Here is a 19716-nt window from a genome sequence, read left to right on the forward strand (position 1 = left end):
TAATTTAATTTTTTTGGAGGATAGATTTATTATTGGTTTTACGCTGCAATAAATAAAGAGTTGATTTAGTAGATTAGATACTTCATGCGCATTTTTTTAAATTCTTCTAAATCCTTCTGCCAGGTCTTTCTGATTTTATCTTCAGAAATTCCGCTTTCAATTTGTTGTTGCAATTTTTTTGTTCCAGCTAGTTTTGTAAAAAAAGGATTGAAGAATTTAGTTTTATCACTGGTATTTTGATAGGCTTTTATTAGCCATTTAAGTTCCAATTGTTTTAGTTTTGGATAAGTAGTTAAGTCTTCACCAAAGCATTTTTTTCCATTATAAATTGGGTCTTTGGCTCCAAAATTTGGTTTAGGAGTAAAACTGAAATTAGTTTTCGTTAAAAAAGGAGAACCGTAAATCTGAAATTGTTTTTCGGTTCCACGTCCCATGCTTACATTAGTTCCTTCGAATAAACATAAACTTGCGTATAAGTTTATAGATTGATCATTTGGTAAATTTGGAGATGGTTTTACAGGTAAGTTATAGTCCATTTTTCGGTTATAATCAGTACAAGGAATAACGGTTAACTTACATTGGACTTCATTTTTAAGCCATTTTTCTCCATTTATCATTTGAGCATATTCTCCAATGGTCATTCCGTGTAGTAATGGAATTGTGTGCATGCCCACAAAACTTTTAAATTCTTTTTCTAAAAGAGGTCCATCTACAATACTGCCGTTGGGATTTGGTCTGTCAAGAATTATAAGCAGAATCCCATTTTCTGCACAAGCTTCCATAATATAATGCAGTGAAGAAATATAGGTGTAGAAACGTGCACCTACATCTTGTAGATCAAATAACATAACATTGATTTCTGCTAATTGTGCTGCTTTGGGTTTTTTATTGTCTCCGTAAAGAGAAATAATCGATAGTCCTGTTTTTGGATCTTTTCCATCTACAACATGCTCACCTGCATCTGCGGTTCCTCTAAAACCGTGTTCGGGAGCAAAAATGGTTTGAACCATAATTTTCTTTTCTAATAAAAAATCTACCAGATGGCTTTTGTTAGTCAAAATCCCTGTTTGATTTGTAACAACTCCTACTTTTTTATCTTTTAATAAAGGCAGGTATTTATCATAATTATCAGCTCCGGTTTTAATTACTGGGGCATTGATTTTTTGAGGGTGACTTTTTACAACAGTCTGTAATGAACTGGAATAGGAGGAGGTGTAAAATAGAGATGCTATAATGAGTATACTTTGTGCTATGAATTTTATCATTTTAAATTATAGTTTAATAGTTAGAAGGTGAAATTTACTAAATAAAATTTTTGATTATTTAATTGATATTCAGTTTTTTGATTGTTGATGATGGAATGTAGCTTATTTCGTCTATGTCTTCGTTGTACGAATATATAATTTAAAAATACTACCTCTGAGATTATCTGTACCCAGAGGTAGTTTATTATTTTATCAGTTTAGTAATTTGGAATTACCAACCTGGATTTTGTTTTAATTCTACGCCTTGAGCTTTATATAAATCAATATCATTTGTTGGGATATTCATTAAATAGTGTTTGGCTTCAAAAGTTCTAGTGCTTGTTGGGTATATTTTTATATATCCGTTGCCATCTACTATAACTTGTGTTCCAACAGGAGTACCTATTCTTGCGCCAAGATTTACATCTAGATTTTTTGAAGTATCAAGGTAATCTCCTTTTTTCCAACGGTAAATATCCATTTGCCTAAGCGTTGTCCAGCTCATAAATTCAATTTGACGCTCACGACGTACTTCCCAGATAAGAGGATTAACAGCGCCCGAAATTTGTTCTAAAGTAGCTGTTCTTCTTGGATCATCAATTTGTACTCCTCCTGTAAAGGCATTACTCCCGTCGGTAGTTAATGGTGCTATTCCTGCACGAACACGTACTTTATTGATAGATATATCAAGGTCGGTATTTGTCGCAGTACCAAGTTCTGCACAAGCCTCTGCGTAATTTAAATATACTTCGCTTAATGTAAATATTGGCGCATCGGTATAATTACGGCCTCCTGTTGTTACATCTGGACCTGTTGTTGCAGGATTGTTGTATAATTCAAACACATATCCTGACATTGAAGTTAAGGCAGCAGCACTAAATGATTTTCCTTTATATCCATAATTGGCAGGATTTACAGTTTTACCTAAACGGGGATCTCTATTAGCAAAAGTTTTGGTAACGTTATCGTCTCCTGTAAATTGAGTATTTCCTGCTTGTTGTATCGGTAATCCATTTGTTGTTACATAGCTCTCGGCAGCCCATTTTGTTAAACCATATTGAATAGTAGATGTATTGGTATAGTTTTGAAGAGAGTGCATTAATACGTTTGTTAAATAACGTTTTGCAAGTATCACCTCAGAGTTACCAGCCAATTCAACAGAGTTGTAAAGAGATTTCCAATCGGTGTTTAATTTATAACTTGTATTGTTCATTATTGCCAATGAAGCTGTTTTGGCTTTATTAAGATAAGCGCTTCCATCTTGACCTAAATGGTATTTTCTATAAGTTCCTTCGTAGATACAAACATTACTTAAGGCAGCATAAGCTGTATATTTATTTACAGTAGTATTTTTATCACCAGTATCCAGTAACAATTTAGTTGCTTCTTCCAGCTCTGCAATAGCTTTATCTATAATATCTGCTCTTTTCATTGCTAGCGAATATACTTCAGGATCATTTTGAGATAAATATTTATCGATATAAGGTACATCTCCCATTTTTTGAACTAAACGGAAATAAGTATACGCTCTGAAAAATTTAGCTACGCCTATGTAATGATTCTTTTTTGCCTCAGGCATAGGAACAGTAGGTATTTTTTCCAGCATCAAGTTACAACGACGAATAAGGGTATAGTATTCATTCCATGAAGTTGTATTAGTCGCAATTGGTGTAACTGGCATTTGATAAAAAACGTAAGCAGCCAGGTTATCATCTACTTTGGAATCGCTACCATGGAAATAGAAAGAAGAAAGTCCAATTCCCGTGCCGTTTCCGTAACCATAGAATGTATCATAGTTAACCCATGAAAAAGTTTTTACATTGTCTTCTGATTGCCAAAAGTTTTCGTTTGTAAATTTATCTGCAGGATCATCTGTTAGATAGTCCGAACAACTTACTGCGTTCATTGCTACTATAGTTGCAGCAAATATCAGCAGTAATTTAGATTTTATAATTGTTTTTTTCATTTTAAAATTTTTGAATTGTTAGTATTAGAAAGATAGCTCAACACCAAAAGATATTGTTTTGGTAAATGGATAAGCTCTTCCCCAGAAAACTTCTGATTCGTCAATTTCTGGATCTACAGGAAGACGGCTATCTGCCCAAGTCACTAAGTTTTCTCCCGAAGCGTATATTCTTAATTTTTCTAATCCTGCTTTTTTGATAAAATCCTTAGGTAAAGAATATCCAAGAGTAACATTTTTAAGACGTAAATATGACATGTTAAGCAAGTATCTTGATTGAGTTATGAAGTTATTCATACCATTAGTAGCACCACCAAAAGCAGTCGATTCATTCCCTGAATACGGATTAGGCCAGTACGCTTCTGTATTTTCAGGTGTCCAATAGTCTGCTTGGTTTGCATACATTTGTTGTGGCGCACGGTAGAAAGGTAATGCAGCATCTGAGGCAGCCCAGTAGTCACGTTTACCAACTCCTTGGAAGAAACCGGAAATATCAAGTCCGCGATATTTTCCACCTAAAGTTATTCCGTATTTGTAACGAGGAGTTGAGTTACCAATTTTACTTAAATCTCCATGATCATCTGCAGTTCCTGCTCCACGTGATATAACACCATCACCATTAGTGTCTACATAATGCACATCTCCAGGGCCGTATTTAAAATTACCAAGCATTGTTTTAGAATAGTCAACTCCATTAACCGTTTTACCATTATTGGTAAACACGTCACTAGATTGCAAAAGTCTATCACTTGTTAAACCCCAGATCTGACCAATTTCGTAACCATCATAATAAGGATATACACCAGGTGAAACTAAGCCTAGTAGTTTAGAAGTATTATTCCATTTTGTAATTACAGATTTGTAATCTGATAAAGCCACATCAACAAATACCGAAGCATTTTCGCTAATATTTTTATTAAAGTTCAAAGACAATTCCCATCCTCTTGTTCTCATGTTTCCTGAGTTTGTTTGTGCTGCGTTCTGGCCAAATGACCCCGGAAGTGTTATACCAGGAGCCAGCATTCCTTTTGTATCACGTTGGTACCAGTCAAACGAAGCACTAAGCATATCAAATATTCTAATATCTATACCTACATCCTTAGTATATACTTTTTCCCAAGTTAATGCTGGGTCTACATTAGAAGGTAACTCTGTAGAAGGAGGTAGTACAGACCCGCTATTTATCCACGATGGATTTTTAGAATTTAATACAGATAAGAAGGCGTTGTTTCCAATATTTTGATTTCCAATTGCCCCTATAGAAGCACGTAATTTAAGGTCGTTTAACCAACCACGTGTGCCTTCCATAAATGATTCATTAACAATTTTATATCCTATAGATGCTGATGGGAAGAATCCCCATTGTTGGTCTGTTGGGAATTTAGAGGAACCATCATAACGGGCGTTCACTTCTAATAAATAAATTCCGTTATAATCATAATTGATACGACCAAAGAAACCTGCGATTGAATAGCTTGTTTCTGATGGGTTTAAATCAGTATTTGCAGCTCCGGAAACAAATTGTTCTCCTACTGCAAGATTGAACTCCGGTTTTGATTTGTCTAACAGTGTATTTCTTCTTGCATAAGTACGAGAGAAATCTTGCCACTCCGAGTTGAAACCTCCTAAGAATTTAATATTATGTTTATTAAATTGTTTTTTATAGTTAGCATAAATATTAACAACATTTGTTTTTGTTTCTGCCTTCGATTGGGAAACAAAATCATTTCCAGCTTCAAGAGTTGTAGGTATAGCAGTTTGGATTGTTGTAGCGTCATAAGGCATTGCCGACCAGCTATCCCAAGCTTGGAATTTACCACCGTTTTGTTTTCTTGAATAATAATCGGTAACACTGCTTATTTCGGTTATTAAATTAAGGTCTTTTGCTATTTCTGCTGTAAATTTAGCACTTAACCTGTTGTTATATTGATTATTTTCGTTCATAGAGGCATTAGATAAATACCCTCCCGCTGTACGGAAATTATACCCTCTGTACGTTCCGAAATTCGGAGTGTATTGTCCCCAACGTAACGCATAACCAAAATAACCTGTATATTTTGAGTCATCGGTACCAGAACCTCCATAATAATTAAAAGGCTGGCTGTAATTATTGCGAATTGTCATTACTTTGAAATCTCCTGTAAGCCAATCGGCTAGTTTTGTAGTGAATCCTAAGTTTATATTTGTTCTTTTTCTGGTTTCCTGATTCACTCTTAACATACCTTCTTGATCTGTAAGTGAAAATGAAGCGTAGAAAGAACTTTTTTCTCCCAGATTACCTTGTGCAGAAAAGTTGTGTGAAGTTTGAACTGCATTATTTGCATACATTTCTTTATTGGCATCCCAAACTCTGTAAAAATAAGGTGTACCATTTTTTATTTCCCAATCCTCACCATAAACCATTTCATTGCTGGTACGGTTATTAGCATATTTTTCTTTCCAGGTTTTAATTCCTGCTAGTAAAGTACTGTAATTTGCTCCGAAAAATTCTGGTGTAGCTCCTTCAGAACGTGTTCCTGCTGCGATCAAGCCCGGAATTTCTTCTGTTGGATCTAAGAATTGTAATGTAGAAATAGGATTGGTAAAAGCAGTATTTCCGCTATAAGAGAATCGAACTTTTCCCTCTCCTGTTTTTCCTCCTTTAGTAGTAATAAGTACTACCCCAAAAGCAGCACGAGCTCCATAGATAGACGCCGAAGCCGCATCTTTAAGTACAGACATCGTTGCTACGTCATTTGGATTAATAAGTGCTAAATCCGTTGGAACTCCATCAACTAATATAAGAGGAGCATCAGAACCATTAATAGTTCCCGCTCCACGTATGTTTATCTTTGCTGCACGGTTGAGGTTTCCAGAGTCAAAGTTAATGTTTACACCGGGTGTAGTGCCTTGTAATGCTTTACTTATATCTGTTAATGGTCTGCTTCCTATTGTTTTAGCAACATCAATAGAAGCGACAGCACCTGTTACATTAGTTTTTTTCTGGGAAGCAAATCCTACAACAACTACCTCGTCTAGTTTTGAAGTGGTTTCTGCCAGATCAACATTGATGGTTTGTTGCCCTTCAATTTTGATGTCCTTAGTTTCGTAACCCATATAACTGAAACTAAGAGTTTGTCCAGGAGTTATGGCGATGCTGAATTTTCCATCAAAATCGGTAGAGCTACCATTTGCACTTCCTTTAATAAGTACAGTAACTCCCGGTATAGGAATTTTGTCTGCTTTGTTTTTTACAGTTCCAGTAATTGTTTTTGTTTGCCCAAATGCTACTTGAGCGAACAAAACCAACAATGAAATAAGAAATGATTTTTTCATGATTATTTGGTTTTTTTAATGGTTGTTGAGCAAATATATTTATTTATTGCGTGTAAATGCAATATTTTGTATTTATTTTCAAAAATTAACTTTAATAATGCAAAATAATGCATTTTTAACTGAATGATAACTTGTATTTTGTAATTGTAATTTTAAATGCGCAAACTGTTGCGGTTGCTAGGGTGTTCTCCGCTTTTGAATTGAATTATTTGATATATTTGTGCTGAAATTTTAATTTTTAAAAAATGCTGAAAGCCGAAAGACATAAATATATAATGACTAAACTCATTGAAGAACAAAAAGTTGTCACAACGGATTTGGCTTTGGCTCTGGATTTATCAGAAGATACAATAAGGAGAGACTTAAATGAATTGGATAGCAAAAAACTGCTAGAGAAGGTTTATGGTGGTGCGATACAGGTTATAGAAAAGGCAGTTGATGTTTTTAATATTGATATAAGTGCTGAAGATGAAAAGATAAAAATTGTTACAAAAGCATTGTCTTTATTGCGTGATGGACAGGTTATTATAATGAGTGGAGGAAGCACAAATTTGGTTTTTGCAAAGCTGATTCCTTCCGATTTAAAGGCTACTATCTATACGTATAGCTTACCGATAGCAATGCAATTGTCCCAGCATCCAAATATAGATTTAATATTTATTGGTGGAAAAATGCAGAAAAATGCAATGGTTACTATAGGGATGGATGTAATCCAGGTTTTGTCGAAGATTAAGGCGGATATTTGCTTTATAGGTGCCAGTAGTATTAACGTAAAGCAGGGCCTGACAGAAATAGGATATGAAGTTTCTATTGTTAAAAAAGCCATGATAGAGTCCTCTGATAGAGTTGTTTCTATGTTTTCTTCTGATAAATTAAATACTAAAATGCCGCATGTTGTTTGTGAGCTTAGTCAGCTAGATACCATTGTTACCGATTTGGATCCAGAAGATTTAAGATTGGAAGAGTATAGAAAATCCGGGGTTTTTGTACTATAATTTAAGATTGAATCAATCTTTCGTGCATTATTTTACTGGATTATAATTTATTTTTATTAAAAAACGCAAAATAATGTATTCGTTTTGTTTTTTGTATATATTTGTTAAACTAATTTTTTAACTAAGAGATATATTATGAAAACCAATACTTCTTTGGCATACGACATACCCGGAAAATTTGAAGAAACACGATTTGAAAAAAATCATAATGTGATTTTTGATAATTCAATTGTAGGTTCAAAAGCAGTTGCTCAGGAAATAGCCGAATTAATACGTTCAAAACAAGCTAAGAATAAAACTTGTGTACTTGGTCTGGCAACAGGCTCATCACCTATAAAAGTATACGAAGAGTTAGTTCGAATGCACAAAGAAGAGGGGCTTAGTTTTCACAATGTTGTTACTTTTAATCTGGATGAGTATTATCCGATGACCAAAGAGAACCGTAAGAGTTATCATTATTTCATGCATCAGTATCTGTTTAATCATATCGATATAAAACCAGAAAACGTAAATATTCCAGACGGAACAGTGGTTTTAGACGAACTGAATCAATATTGTATTGATTATGAAATGAAAATAAAAGAGTCTGGAGGGCTTGATTTTCAACTTCTAGGAATTGGTCGTACAGGACACGTAGGATTTAATGAGCCAGGATCACACATTAATTCAGGAACAAGAATTATAACATTAGATCATATTACGAGAGTCGATGCCTCATCAGACTTTAATGGTATTGATAACGTTCCCAAAAGAGCTATTACAATGGGAGTTTCTACAATTCTTAGATCTAAAAGAATTGTACTTATGGCTTGGGGACAAAATAAAGCTGCAATTATCAAGAGAACCATTCAAGGAGATATAAGTTCAGAAGTTCCTGCTACATTTTTGCAAAATCATTCAAACGCAACTTTTGTATTAGATAAGTCTTCTGCATCTGAACTAACACGATTTGAAACACCGTGGTTAGTAGGCGGTTGTACTTGGACACAAGAATTAAAAAGCAAAGCAATCGTTTGGCTATGTAAAGAAACCAAACAATCTATATTAAAACTTACCGACAGAGATTATAACAATAATGGTATGTCAGACCTTTTGGCGCAAGAAGGTTCTGCTTATGATTTGAATATTAATATGTTCAATGTTTTACAGCATACCATTACAGGATGGCCGGGGGGAAAACCTAATACAGATGATTCACACCGTCCAGAGAGAGCCAATCCGGCAAAGAAAAGAGTCATTCTTTTTAGTCCACATCCAGATGATGATGTTATCTCGATGGGAGGAACATTTTCTAAATTAATAAAACAAGGGCATGATGTGCATGTTGTATATCAAACTTCTGGAAACATAGCGGTTACCGATGATGAGGCATTAAAATTTGCTGAGGTATGCAACGATTTTGTTACTGATGTCGATACTAAAATAAATTTTAAATTGGTGATTGATTTTCTGAATAATAAATCAGAAAATCAAATCGATTCTTTGGAAGTTCGAAAATTAAAAGGGCTTATCAGAAGAAGAGAATCCTATGCAGCTACAAGATATATAGGATTAAAGGACGAAAATACTCATTTCCTGGATCTTCCATTTTATGAAACCGGACAAGTCAAGAAAAACCCATTAGGTCCCGAAGATGTTGCAATCGTAAAAGATATTATCGCCAAAATAAAACCACATCAAGTATTTGCAGCTGGAGATCTAGCAGATCCACATGGAACGCATGAAGTATGTCTTAATGCCATATTTGCTGCAATGAAGGAATTAAAGTCACAACTTTATATGAATGATTGTTGGTTGTGGTTGTATAGAGGAGCTTGGCATGAATGGGATATCCACGAAATTGATATGGCAGTACCATTAAGTCCATCGGAAGTATTATTAAAGCGTCATGCAATTTTATACCATCAATCTCAAAAAGACAGAGTAATGTTTCAAGGAAATGACTCAAGAGAATTTTGGGTTAGAGCTGAGGATCGCAATAAGAATACAGCAATTTTATACGATGACCTTGGGCTTGCAGAATATGAAGCAATAGAAGCTTTTAAGCGTTTTGATTACTAATAAACAAATTCGATTAATAAAACATTGATTTCCAATAGGATTATGATCCTGCAAGATTTTGTACCGCGAACCTAACAGATTTTTAAAATCTGTTGGGTTTAATCTTGCTAACAAATAAGTTCAATAAAAGAACTTGAAGAATAATATAAAGATTAACCATTTTATATTTAAAAAAAAACAATACCACCATTAAATGTCTGACCCTCTTCAATTAAAACAATTATCTGATTCATTAGAAGGAACTCTTTTTTATGATGAGCTTCATAAAAAATTATATGCTACAGATGCTTCTGCTTATAGAATTATGCCACTTGCAGTGGCAGTTCCAAAATCAGAAGAAGATATTGTCAAGATTATTCGTTTTGCAGAAAAAAATAAGATTTCAATAACTCCCAGAACAGCAGGGACTTCTTTAGCCGGTCAAACGGTGGGAAATGGAATAATTGTAGATGTTTCTAAACATTTTACTAATATTGTGGCTTTTGATCCTATAAGTAAAATTGTAAGAGTCCAGCCTGGAGTAATTCGCGATGAACTGAATCTGTATTTAAAACCACACGGATTATTCTTTGGACCTAATACTTCGACCACAAATCGATGTATGATTGGCGGAATGGTAGGGAATAATTCATCAGGAACAACATCGATACGTTATGGTGTCACTCGCGATAAAATAGTCGAAATTAAAGCTGTTTTAAGCGACGGAAGCATTGTTGTATTTAAGGAAATGTCTTCGGAGGAATTTATAGAAAAGACAAAAGGGGATTCGCTGGAAAGTAAAATCTACAAAGCAATTTACGAGGAACTTTCGAATAAAGAAAACCAAGAAGAAATTGTAAAAGAATTTCCGAAACCTGAAATTCACAGAAGAAATACAGGTTATGCCATTGATTTATTATTAAAATCAGACTTATTTTCGGGTAAAGAAAACACAATAAATTTAGGAAAGTTACTTTGCGGAAGTGAAGGAACTTTGGCATTTACCACAGAAATCACACTGAAAGTAGATGATTTGCCACCAACAAATAATGTTATGGTTGTGGCACATTTTCATACTATTCAAGAAAGTTTAGAAGCTGTAGTTACTGCAATGAAACATCATTTGTATACTTGTGAAATGATGGATGATACGATATTAGATTGTACCAAAACAAATAGAGAACAAGCTAAAAACAGGTTTTTTATTGTGGGAGAACCCAAGGCAGTTATAATGCTCGAAGTAGGATCTCACCATAATATGGAAGATGCCGAATTTCAGGCAGATGCTTTGATTAAAGACCTTGAGGAAAATAATTTTGGGTATGCTTTGCCTAAAATTTATGGAACCGATATTGATAAAATAAATGAATTGCGAAAAGCAGGATTGGGGCTTTTAGGAAGTATTGTAGGCGATGATAAAGCAGCAGATTCTATAGAAGATACAGCGGTTGAACTAAGTGATTTACCTAATTATATTGCCGATTTCTCTGCCATGATGGAAAGTCATGGGCAAAGTGCTATTTATTATGCACACGCAGGAGCAGGAGAAATTCACTTACGTCCGGTTTTAAATTTAAAAACAAAAGAAGGATTACACCAATTTAGAAACATTGCTACCGAAGTGGCTATTTTGGTAAAAAAATATAGAGGTTCACTAAGTGGAGAACACGGTGATGGAATAGTTCGTGGAGAGTTTTTGCCTTTTATGATAGGCGAAAAGAATTACGAATTATTAAAACGAATTAAAAGCGCTTTTGACCCACATACAATTTTGAATGTTGGAAAAATTGTAAACGCTTGGAAAATGGACGAGAACCTTCGGGTAGAATCAGGAAGAGTAGAACCAGATATTAAAACAATTCAGGATTTCTCAGATAGTATGGGGATTTTGCGTGCTGCCGAAAAATGTAATGGTTCAGGCGATTGCAGAAAATTACCTTCGGCAGGAGGAACTTTATGCCCTAGTTATCGTGCTACCAAAAATGAGAAAGATACGACTCGTGCCAGAGCCAATGCTCTGAGAGAATACCTAACCCATTCGGAGAAAGACAATAAATTCGACCACGAAGAATTATATAAAGTATTTGAGTTGTGTGTGAGCTGTAAAGCCTGTGCGAGCGAATGCCCAAGTAATGTAGATGTAGCGACTTTAAAATCGGAGTTTTTATACCAATACCAAAAAGCAAACGGATTTTCTGTTCGCAATAAAATATTTGCTTTCAATTCTAAACTTAATAAGTTAGGAAGCATTGCGCCTTCTATGATAAATTTTGTAGCTAATTTAGGCTTGGTTAAAAAAAGCATGGGAATTGCATCTCAAAGACAAGTTCCATTATTGGCACCAACGACTTTTAGAAAGTGGTATGAAAAAAATAAAAAATCAGTAGGAAGTAATTCTTTCGAAAACGGAAAAGTCTATCTTTTTTGTGATGAGTTCACCAATTATTATGATGTTCCAGTTGGGATAGATGCCTATGAATTACTGACAAGCTTAGGCTACGAAGTAATTATTGTAGATCACGAAGAAAGCGGAAGAGCTTTTATATCCAAAGGATTCCTGGAAGAAGCACAAGAAATCGCCAATAAAAACGTAGGTATTTTTAAAGATTTAATTTCAGAAAATATACCGCTAGTTGGAATTGAACCATCGGCAATATTGACTTTTAGAGACGAATACATTCGATTGGCAAAAGACAAAGAAAGTGCCGAGAAATTATCGAAAAATACATTTACAGTTGAAGAGTTCTTTAAACGAGAAATAACAACAGGGAAAATTCATGCCGGACAATTTTCGGATGTGGAGAAAACAATAAAAATTCACGGGCACTGTCATCAAAAATCATTAAGTACTGTCGAAGCTTCTTTTGCAATGCTAAATGTACCTAAAAATAGTTCGGTTACCATTTATAATTCAGGTTGTTGTGGTATGGCGGGTTCATTTGGATATGAAAAAGAACATTACGAAATTAGTATGCAAATGGGCGAGGATACTTTATTTCCAAAAATCCGTACAACCGAATCAACTACGGCAATTGCTGCTGCAGGAACAAGCTGTCGGCATCAGATTTTTGATGGAACCAATAGAAAAGCAATGCATCCAGTGACGATTTTGAGAGAATGTTTACAATAAAAAACACCATAATACTATGAAAAAAACAATCTATACATTACTCTTAGTATTTCTATTTTTTTCGGCAAGAGCTGCTAAGATTGACACGATACAAGTGTTTAGCACTTCGATGAATAAAAACATAAAGACGTGTGTAATAGTTCCTGAGAATTACAAAAAAAGTAAGAAGAAATTACCAGTCGTTTACCTGCTTCATGGATATAGTGGGAATTATGCAACTTGGGTAAAAAGCTTTAAAGAAGTTGGCGAACAGGTAGATAAATATGGTTTTATAGTAATAGGTGTTGATGGTAATTATTCAAGCTGGTATTTTGATAGTCCGATTGATCCAACTTTTAAATATGAAACTTATGTTGTAGATGAACTAGTTCCATTTATAGATAAAAATTACAAAACGATTGCAAGTCGAGAAGGTCGTGCCATATCAGGTCTTAGTATGGGTGGACACGGAGCATTGTATCTTTCGTTTAAACATCAGGATGTGTTTGGAGCTGCTGGAAGTATGAGCGGAGGAGTAGATTTTCGTCCGTTTCCAGAGAAATGGGATATAAAAAAACGTTTAGGCTCAATAACTGAATTTCCTGAAAATTGGAACAAAAACACAGTAGTAAATATGCTTGGATTGGTAGAGAACAACAATCTAAAACTAATTATTGATTGTGGTGTAGATGATTTTTTTATTGATGTAAATAGAGAACTTCATACAAAGATGCTCGGTCTAAAAATAAATCATGATTATATAGAACGACCAGGAAAACATAATGGTGAGTATTGGGAAAACTCCCTAAAATTTCAGTTGCTGTTTTTTTATATTTTTTTTAATAGTTCTGTGAAATAGGTTTAAAGGGACAGAGAAACAAAGGTTTAAAGGTTTTCTGTAGAGACGCACCGCAGTGCGTCTAACACAACAATAACAACCAATAGATTTAATAATTGCTTATGAAACATTCATTTTCGATAATATTATTGATTTTTATAACTGCATCAGGGTTTTCTCAAAAGGCAGAAAAATCAGGAAATATCAAGTTTGTACAACTTACAGATTTGCATGTTTCTGTGGGGAACGAAAATGATTTTTTGTTGCAAAACATTATAAAAGAAATCAATAATTCGGATAATGAATTTGTTGTAGTAACGGGAGATTTAACGAATCGTGGGGCAGATGATGAACTAAAGCAAGTGCATTCAATTCTGGCTAAATTGAAAATTCCGTATTATGTAATCTCAGGAAATCACGAAACCAATTGGAGCGAAAGCGCAGGATTGACCTATAAAAAAATATGGGGAAACGATAGATTTGTTTTCTCAAAAGGAGATTATCTATTTATCGGATTTCCGTGTGGGCCATACATGAAAATGGGAGATGGTTTTGTAAAGCATGAAGATGTCCTTTGGCTTGACCAAACACTAAAAGACAGTCTTAAGAACAGCAATAAAAAAGTACTGAATTTTGCACATTACCCATTAGATAATAGTGTGAGTAATTATAAAGAAGTACTCTCTGTTCTAGAAAAGTACCCTACAGTTGTAAGTTTCTGTGGTCACGGACACACTTTAAAAAAATATGATTTCTCGGGTTTAAGCGGTATTATGGGAGCGTCGATTACTTCACGCGACGGAAAAACAAAAAGCTATAACGAAGTTGTAATCAGTAATGATAGTATTAGTGTTTATCAGAAAGTGATAGACAAAGCAGGAGTTTTTAATTTCTCCGTTCCAACAAAACCTTCAAAAATTGAAATTCCCAAAGATAATTTAGAAACTAATTTCTTTCCATTTATAAAAGACATTGCATCTATTTATAGTGTTCCTTGTTTTGATAAAAAGAGCCTTTATTTTACCAATTCTATTGGTGAGATACAATCGGTTAATTTGAAAAATAAAAAGCTGAATTGGAAAACAGAAACAGGGAATGCTATTTATTTCGCACCAATTATTGTAAAAAACAATCTTGTTATTGGTACGATAGAGGGGAATCTGTTAGGATTTGATACCGAATCGGGTAAACAAAAATGGAGCAAAGCTGTTGGCGGAGTTTTGGTAGGTTCGCCAATTGTCGAGAACAATAAAATTTATACAGCAAGTTCTACAGCATTTATTTGCATAGATGCCGCTAGTGGACAGGTAATCTGGAAGAATAACTTACCACAATCGTATTCGCAAGGAACACCATTGATACAAGGAGACAAAATCATTTTCGGAGCATGGGATGCTAATATGTATTGCTTAAATAAAAATACGGGAGCACTTATTTGGAAATGGAATAACGGCAATACAAATCAGCTTTTGTATTCGGCTGGAAATGTAAATGTAGTGTCGACAAAAAACAGACTTTACTTTGTTACTCCCGAACGTTTTTTGACCATTTTGGATATCGAAACAGGTAAAACACTTTTGAGAACTTCTAAATGGAAAGTTAGAGAATCGATGGGAAAAAGCCAAGATGGAAAGCGGTTTTATGCAAAAACAATGAATGGCGAATTGCTAAGATTGCCATTGAGTGATAATCTAGAATTGACAGAAGAAAATTTGATTGCCCAAAGCAAGATTCTAGATTTAAAACTAGGGTACGAACATAATCCGGCAGCAATAATAGAAAGCAATAATAAGATATATATAGGAAGCAGAAAAGGAGAAGTCGTAATTGTTGATGAGGAGAAATTTGAGATTATAAAACAAATTAATTTAGGAAGTTCGAGTGTAAACGGATTTTCAGTAGATGAAAAAGGCAACGTTTGGACATCGCTTATTGAGGGAGGAATTTATTTGTTAGAGTAAGTTGTTTCGTCTAGTTTGTCATTTCTTGAATGACAATATTAAGTGAAAACCTTTGCGTGCTCTGCAGTTAATTTTCCGCCACAGATTAAAGGATTAAATAGATTAAAAGTCTTTGCGAACTTTGCGTAAAATCTTAGCGGACTTTGCGGTTAATTGCCCTAGGATTAAACAGATTAAAAAATCTTTGCGAGCTTAGCGGTTAAATCCTCCGCTAAAGATTAAAAAAAATAACTAACCAAAAATAGAATTTATGAAAACCTTAAAAATTTTAATTCTAGTGTTGCTGATTCAAGCCAATCTTTTTGGACAGCAACCGCCTAAAAGAGAAATGCGGGCAGCTTGGATCTCTACTGTCGATAATATAGATTGGCCTTCAAAACCAGGTTTGTCAGATAAAGTGATGAAAGCTGAAATGATTGCGATTCTGGATAATTTACGGTCGTATAATCTGAACACTGTAATTTTTCAAATTCGTCCTACAGCCGATGCCTATTACAAATCGACAAAAGAACCAGCATCACATTGGATAACAGGAACACAAGGCGTTGCCCCAGGTTTTGACCCATTACAATTGATGATTGATGAAGCTGGAAAAAGAGGAATGAGCGTGCATGTATGGCTAAATCCTTATCGTGTACAAAAAGACACAACTAAGGATGTACTTGCCAAAACACATTTGTATTTTAAGAAACCAGAGCTATTCCTTACGTACGGAAAAACGAGATATTTTAATCCCGGTTACAAAGAAACCAGAGATTTTGTAGCTTCGGTAGTGGGGGAAATAGTTCGGAATTATGACATTCAGGCAATACACATGGACGATTATTTTTATCCATACAGAATTGCTGGACAAGAATTCCCTGATGAAGTTGCTTTTGCCAAAGAACCTCGACAGTTTAAGGACAAAGACGATTGGAGGAGAGACAATGTCGATTTAATAATCAAACAAATAAGAGATACTATAATTGCAAATAAACCAGAAGTCGAATTTGGAATTTCACCTTTTGGCGTATGGCGAAATATTGCTAAAGATTCAGAAGGATCAAATACGACGGCAGGAGCGACAAACTATGATGATTTGTATGCCAATGTTTTAAAATGGCAAAAAGAAAACTGGATAGATTATGTAACACCTCAAATATATTGGCACATTGGTTTTGACAGAGCAAATTTTGAAGTTTTGGCAAAATGGTGGGCAAAACATAAATATGGGACAAATGTGTATGTAGGTCACGGAGTTTATAAGCTTTCAAAAACGGCTAACGAAGTAGAGTGGAGAAGTCCAGACCAGATTGTGAAGCAAATAGAAATGGTTCGGTCTCTGCCTTTACTAGATGGCTCAATGTATTTTACAGCAAACAATTTTCTAAAAAAAGGAGATACACTTAGAAAACCGATTATCGAGAAAGAATATAAATATATCGCATTAACACCTGAGGCAAACAGAATTACAAGAATAACACCACAACCACCAATAAATGCTACAATTGCTAAAAGCGGAGATAAAGGATTGCTTACCTGGAAGGCTGGACTGAACAATAAAAAGTATGTGATTTATAGATTTTCCAAAGGAAAAATAACCGATTTCTCTAGCTCAGAGAATATTTACTACGTAACCACAGCAACAAAATTAGAAGTGCCAAACGCTAATTTTGATAAATACATCTATGCCATTACCGCTTTGAGTACCACACAAACGGAAAGTATTCCAATACAATTTTAACAAAACAAAAAACCAGAAAAGATGAAAAAAAGTATGCTACTAATCGCAGTTTTCTTGAGTTCCCTGAATGTATTACAGGCTCAGAAACTCGATATAATTCCGCAGCCAGTAAAAATAGAACAGAAAGAAGGAACATTTATAATTCCTTCCTCATTACAAATTATTGTAGACAAAAAGTTACAAAAAAGTGCCGATTATATAGGAAGTGATTTTTTTGCAACCACAGGAATTAAACCAATTGTTTCTATTGGAAAAAGCAATAAAAAAAATGGAATATCATTTTTAGTAGATGAAAAATTAAATCTTCCTAATGATGGATATGAATTAAGCGTAACCAAAAAAGGAGTTGTTGTAAAAGGAAAATCTTCAAACGGAGTCTTAAACGGACTTCAAACCTTATTACAGATTTGCTCAGCCAAAGAGGTAAAAAAAGGAACAATACCATTTGTAAAAATAGAAGATTATCCTCGTTTTGAATGGCGCGGAATGATGCTTGATTGTTCCAGACAGTTTTTTGATAAGCAAACGGTTAAGAATTATATCGACTGGTTGGCAGCACATAAAATGAATATTTTTCATTGGCATCTTACAGATGATAACGGTTGGAGAGCCGAAATTAAATCTATGCCAGATTTAACCTTAAAAGGAGCTTGGAGAGGACCAGGAGAAGTATTATTACCATCCTACGGTTCAGGAAACAAACGTTATGGCGGTTATTATACCCAAGCCGATATGAAAGAAGTAGTGGCTTATGCAGCAGCTCGTGGAATCTCAATTATGCCAGAAATCGAAATTCCGGGACACTCACGTGCAGTAACAGCAGCATATCCAGAAATAGGATGTGTTACAACTCAGGAAACAAAAAGTGTACAGGGAGAAGTAAAAAATGTATGGTGTGTGGGGCGTGAAGAAAACTATCAAATTTTAGATTCTATAATTAGAGAAGTTTCAGAAATGTTTCCTTTTGAGTATATACATGTAGCAGGAGATGAGGTAAACAGAGCCAATTGGGAGCATTGTCCAAAATGCCAGGCTTTGATGGCGAAAGAAGGATTTACAGATAGTTTTCAGCTTCAGAATTATTTCTTTAGAAGAGTTCAAACCATTGTCGATAAATATCATAAAAAAACAAATGGCTGGAATGAAATTTTAAAAGGTGGAGAAATAAATCCAAATACTTTAATTAGTGCATGGCAGGGAATAAGTTACGGAATTGAATCGGCTAAAAGAGGTCATGAAACCATTATGATGCCGGGACAATATACTTATTTTGATATGGCACAATCCGAAAATGAGCGTGGTCATCGTTGGGCAGCCATTACAGATACAAAAAGAGCCTATTCGTTTGAGCCAATTCCTAATGATGATTTAACGACAGAACAACAAAAACTGATAAAAGGTGTTCAGGGTGCTTTGTGGAGCGAATATTTGGATCGTCCAACACGATTTGTAGAGTACCAAAGTTACCCAAGAATCAGTGCCTTGTCAGAAATCGGATGGTCTAAAAAAGAAGATAAAAACTGGGATAATTTTTACGGAAGATTAACCAACAGCCATTTACAGCGTTTGGCAAATATGGGAATTGCTTTTAGAGATTTTCCACCAACAGCAATTTACAAAAGCGGAACTATTACCGTAACACCACCTTATGCAGGAGCAGTTGTGCGTTATGATGCGCAAGGAAACGAGCCTACAAGACAATCGCCTTTATATACAAATCCAATTCAGACAAAGGATTATGAGCAATATATGTTCCGTACTTTTTTTAATGAAGAAATTGCAAGTCCTGCTGTAAAAGTGGAAAAATTACCGGTAGCAAATTGGAATACCTCTAAAATTGAAGTTTTAAATATTTCGGAAGATATTTCAGAACACGTTGATAAAAGCGGGATTTGGTACCTTACTTTTGATTCAACAACTGACGGAAGCACAAGTGGAAATATTAAATCAGTTTCACTTTTTGAAAATGATAAATTAATCCAGACTTATGCAGAAGAAAAAGCCTTAAAATCAAAACCTCGTTTGCGATTTGTTATTGAAAATTATAGCGAAAAAAATAAGTATCGTTTGGATTTTACTGTTGATAATAAAGAAGTAAAAGAATCTTCGGCTAAGGTAAATTTCAATTGTTCGCCTTATTTGGAACCAGAGGTAAAAGTAACCTCATCTATGGCCGAAAATCCTAAATTTCCAATTTCAAAATTAGAAGATTATAATATAGAAACGTATTTACGTACCGATGTTGCGTGTGCAAATGGTGACTGGATTTTATACACTTTTACCGATCCTGTTGTTTCTTCAAAAATAGATGTATTAACAGGGATTCCGCATCATCCAAGATTTATTGTGAATGATGGTCATGTTGAATATTCGTATAATGGTGTTGATTTTGAAAAAGGAGATAGTTTTGATTACGGAAATGCTTCTATTTATCCAAAACAACCTGTAAAAGCAGTAAAAATCATGATTACTGCAACTAACAACGAACCCTTAATGGCTGCTCAGGATTTAAGAATTAATCCGTAAAT

The 19716-nt window shown here is 34.6% G+C and carries 10 protein-coding genes; 7 read left to right on the forward strand and 3 right to left on the reverse strand.

Annotated features, from left to right (window positions below; all coding sequences use genetic code 11):
• Positions 1 to 65 precede the first annotated feature (65 nt).
• From OIU83_RS14290 to OIU83_RS14300, 3 genes are all read right to left on the reverse strand, one after another.
• The gene (locus tag OIU83_RS14290; protein ID WP_264206946.1) at positions 66 to 1265 is read right to left on the reverse strand and encodes an exo-beta-N-acetylmuramidase NamZ family protein; all 1200 of its coding nucleotides are present in this window, start codon (positions 1263 to 1265) and stop codon (positions 66 to 68) included.
• Positions 1266 to 1476: 211 nt separating this feature from the next.
• Complete coding sequence (locus tag OIU83_RS14295; protein WP_264206947.1) at positions 1477 to 3210, reverse strand: RagB/SusD family nutrient uptake outer membrane protein; 1734 nt, start codon at positions 3208 to 3210, stop codon at positions 1477 to 1479.
• A gap of 24 nt (positions 3211 to 3234) precedes the next feature.
• Positions 3235 to 6522, reverse strand: a complete 3288-nt coding sequence (locus OIU83_RS14300) for a SusC/RagA family TonB-linked outer membrane protein (protein ID WP_264206948.1) — start codon at positions 6520 to 6522, stop codon at positions 3235 to 3237.
• 245 nt (positions 6523 to 6767) lie between these two features.
• Between OIU83_RS14300 and OIU83_RS14305 the strand changes: the two genes are divergently transcribed.
• The 7 genes from OIU83_RS14305 to OIU83_RS14335 all read left to right on the forward strand — a co-directional run bounded on the left by OIU83_RS14305 (position 6768) and on the right by OIU83_RS14335 (position 19714).
• Positions 6768 to 7517: a DeoR/GlpR family DNA-binding transcription regulator gene (locus tag OIU83_RS14305; protein ID WP_264206949.1), complete on the forward strand. Its 750-nt coding sequence runs from the start codon at positions 6768 to 6770 to the stop codon at positions 7515 to 7517.
• 135 nt (positions 7518 to 7652) lie between these two features.
• Positions 7653 to 9578, forward strand: a complete 1926-nt coding sequence (nagB, locus tag OIU83_RS14310; RefSeq protein ID WP_264206950.1) for a glucosamine-6-phosphate deaminase — start codon at positions 7653 to 7655, stop codon at positions 9576 to 9578.
• Positions 9579 to 9771: 193 nt separating this feature from the next.
• Positions 9772 to 12687, forward strand: a complete 2916-nt coding sequence (locus OIU83_RS14315; RefSeq protein ID WP_264206951.1) for an FAD-binding and (Fe-S)-binding domain-containing protein — start codon at positions 9772 to 9774, stop codon at positions 12685 to 12687.
• Between the two features lie 16 nt (positions 12688 to 12703).
• Positions 12704 to 13525: an alpha/beta hydrolase gene (locus OIU83_RS14320; RefSeq protein ID WP_264206952.1), complete on the forward strand. Its 822-nt coding sequence runs from the start codon at positions 12704 to 12706 to the stop codon at positions 13523 to 13525.
• A 101-nt stretch (positions 13526 to 13626) separates the two neighbouring features.
• Positions 13627 to 15465, forward strand: a complete 1839-nt coding sequence (locus tag OIU83_RS14325; RefSeq protein ID WP_264206953.1) for an outer membrane protein assembly factor BamB family protein — start codon at positions 13627 to 13629, stop codon at positions 15463 to 15465.
• 250 nt (positions 15466 to 15715) lie between these two features.
• On the forward strand, positions 15716 to 17188 hold the full coding sequence (locus tag OIU83_RS14330; protein ID WP_264206954.1) for a glycoside hydrolase family 10 protein: 1473 nt from the start codon (positions 15716 to 15718) through the stop codon (positions 17186 to 17188).
• Between the two features lie 21 nt (positions 17189 to 17209).
• Entirely contained in the window at positions 17210 to 19714 is a 2505-nt protein-coding gene (locus OIU83_RS14335; RefSeq protein ID WP_264206955.1) for a beta-N-acetylhexosaminidase, read from the forward strand.
• Positions 19715 to 19716: the final 2 nt, after the last annotated feature.

The organism is Flavobacterium shii (genome assembly GCF_025847235.1).
GTDB lineage: Bacteria > Bacteroidota > Bacteroidia > Flavobacteriales > Flavobacteriaceae > Flavobacterium > Flavobacterium shii.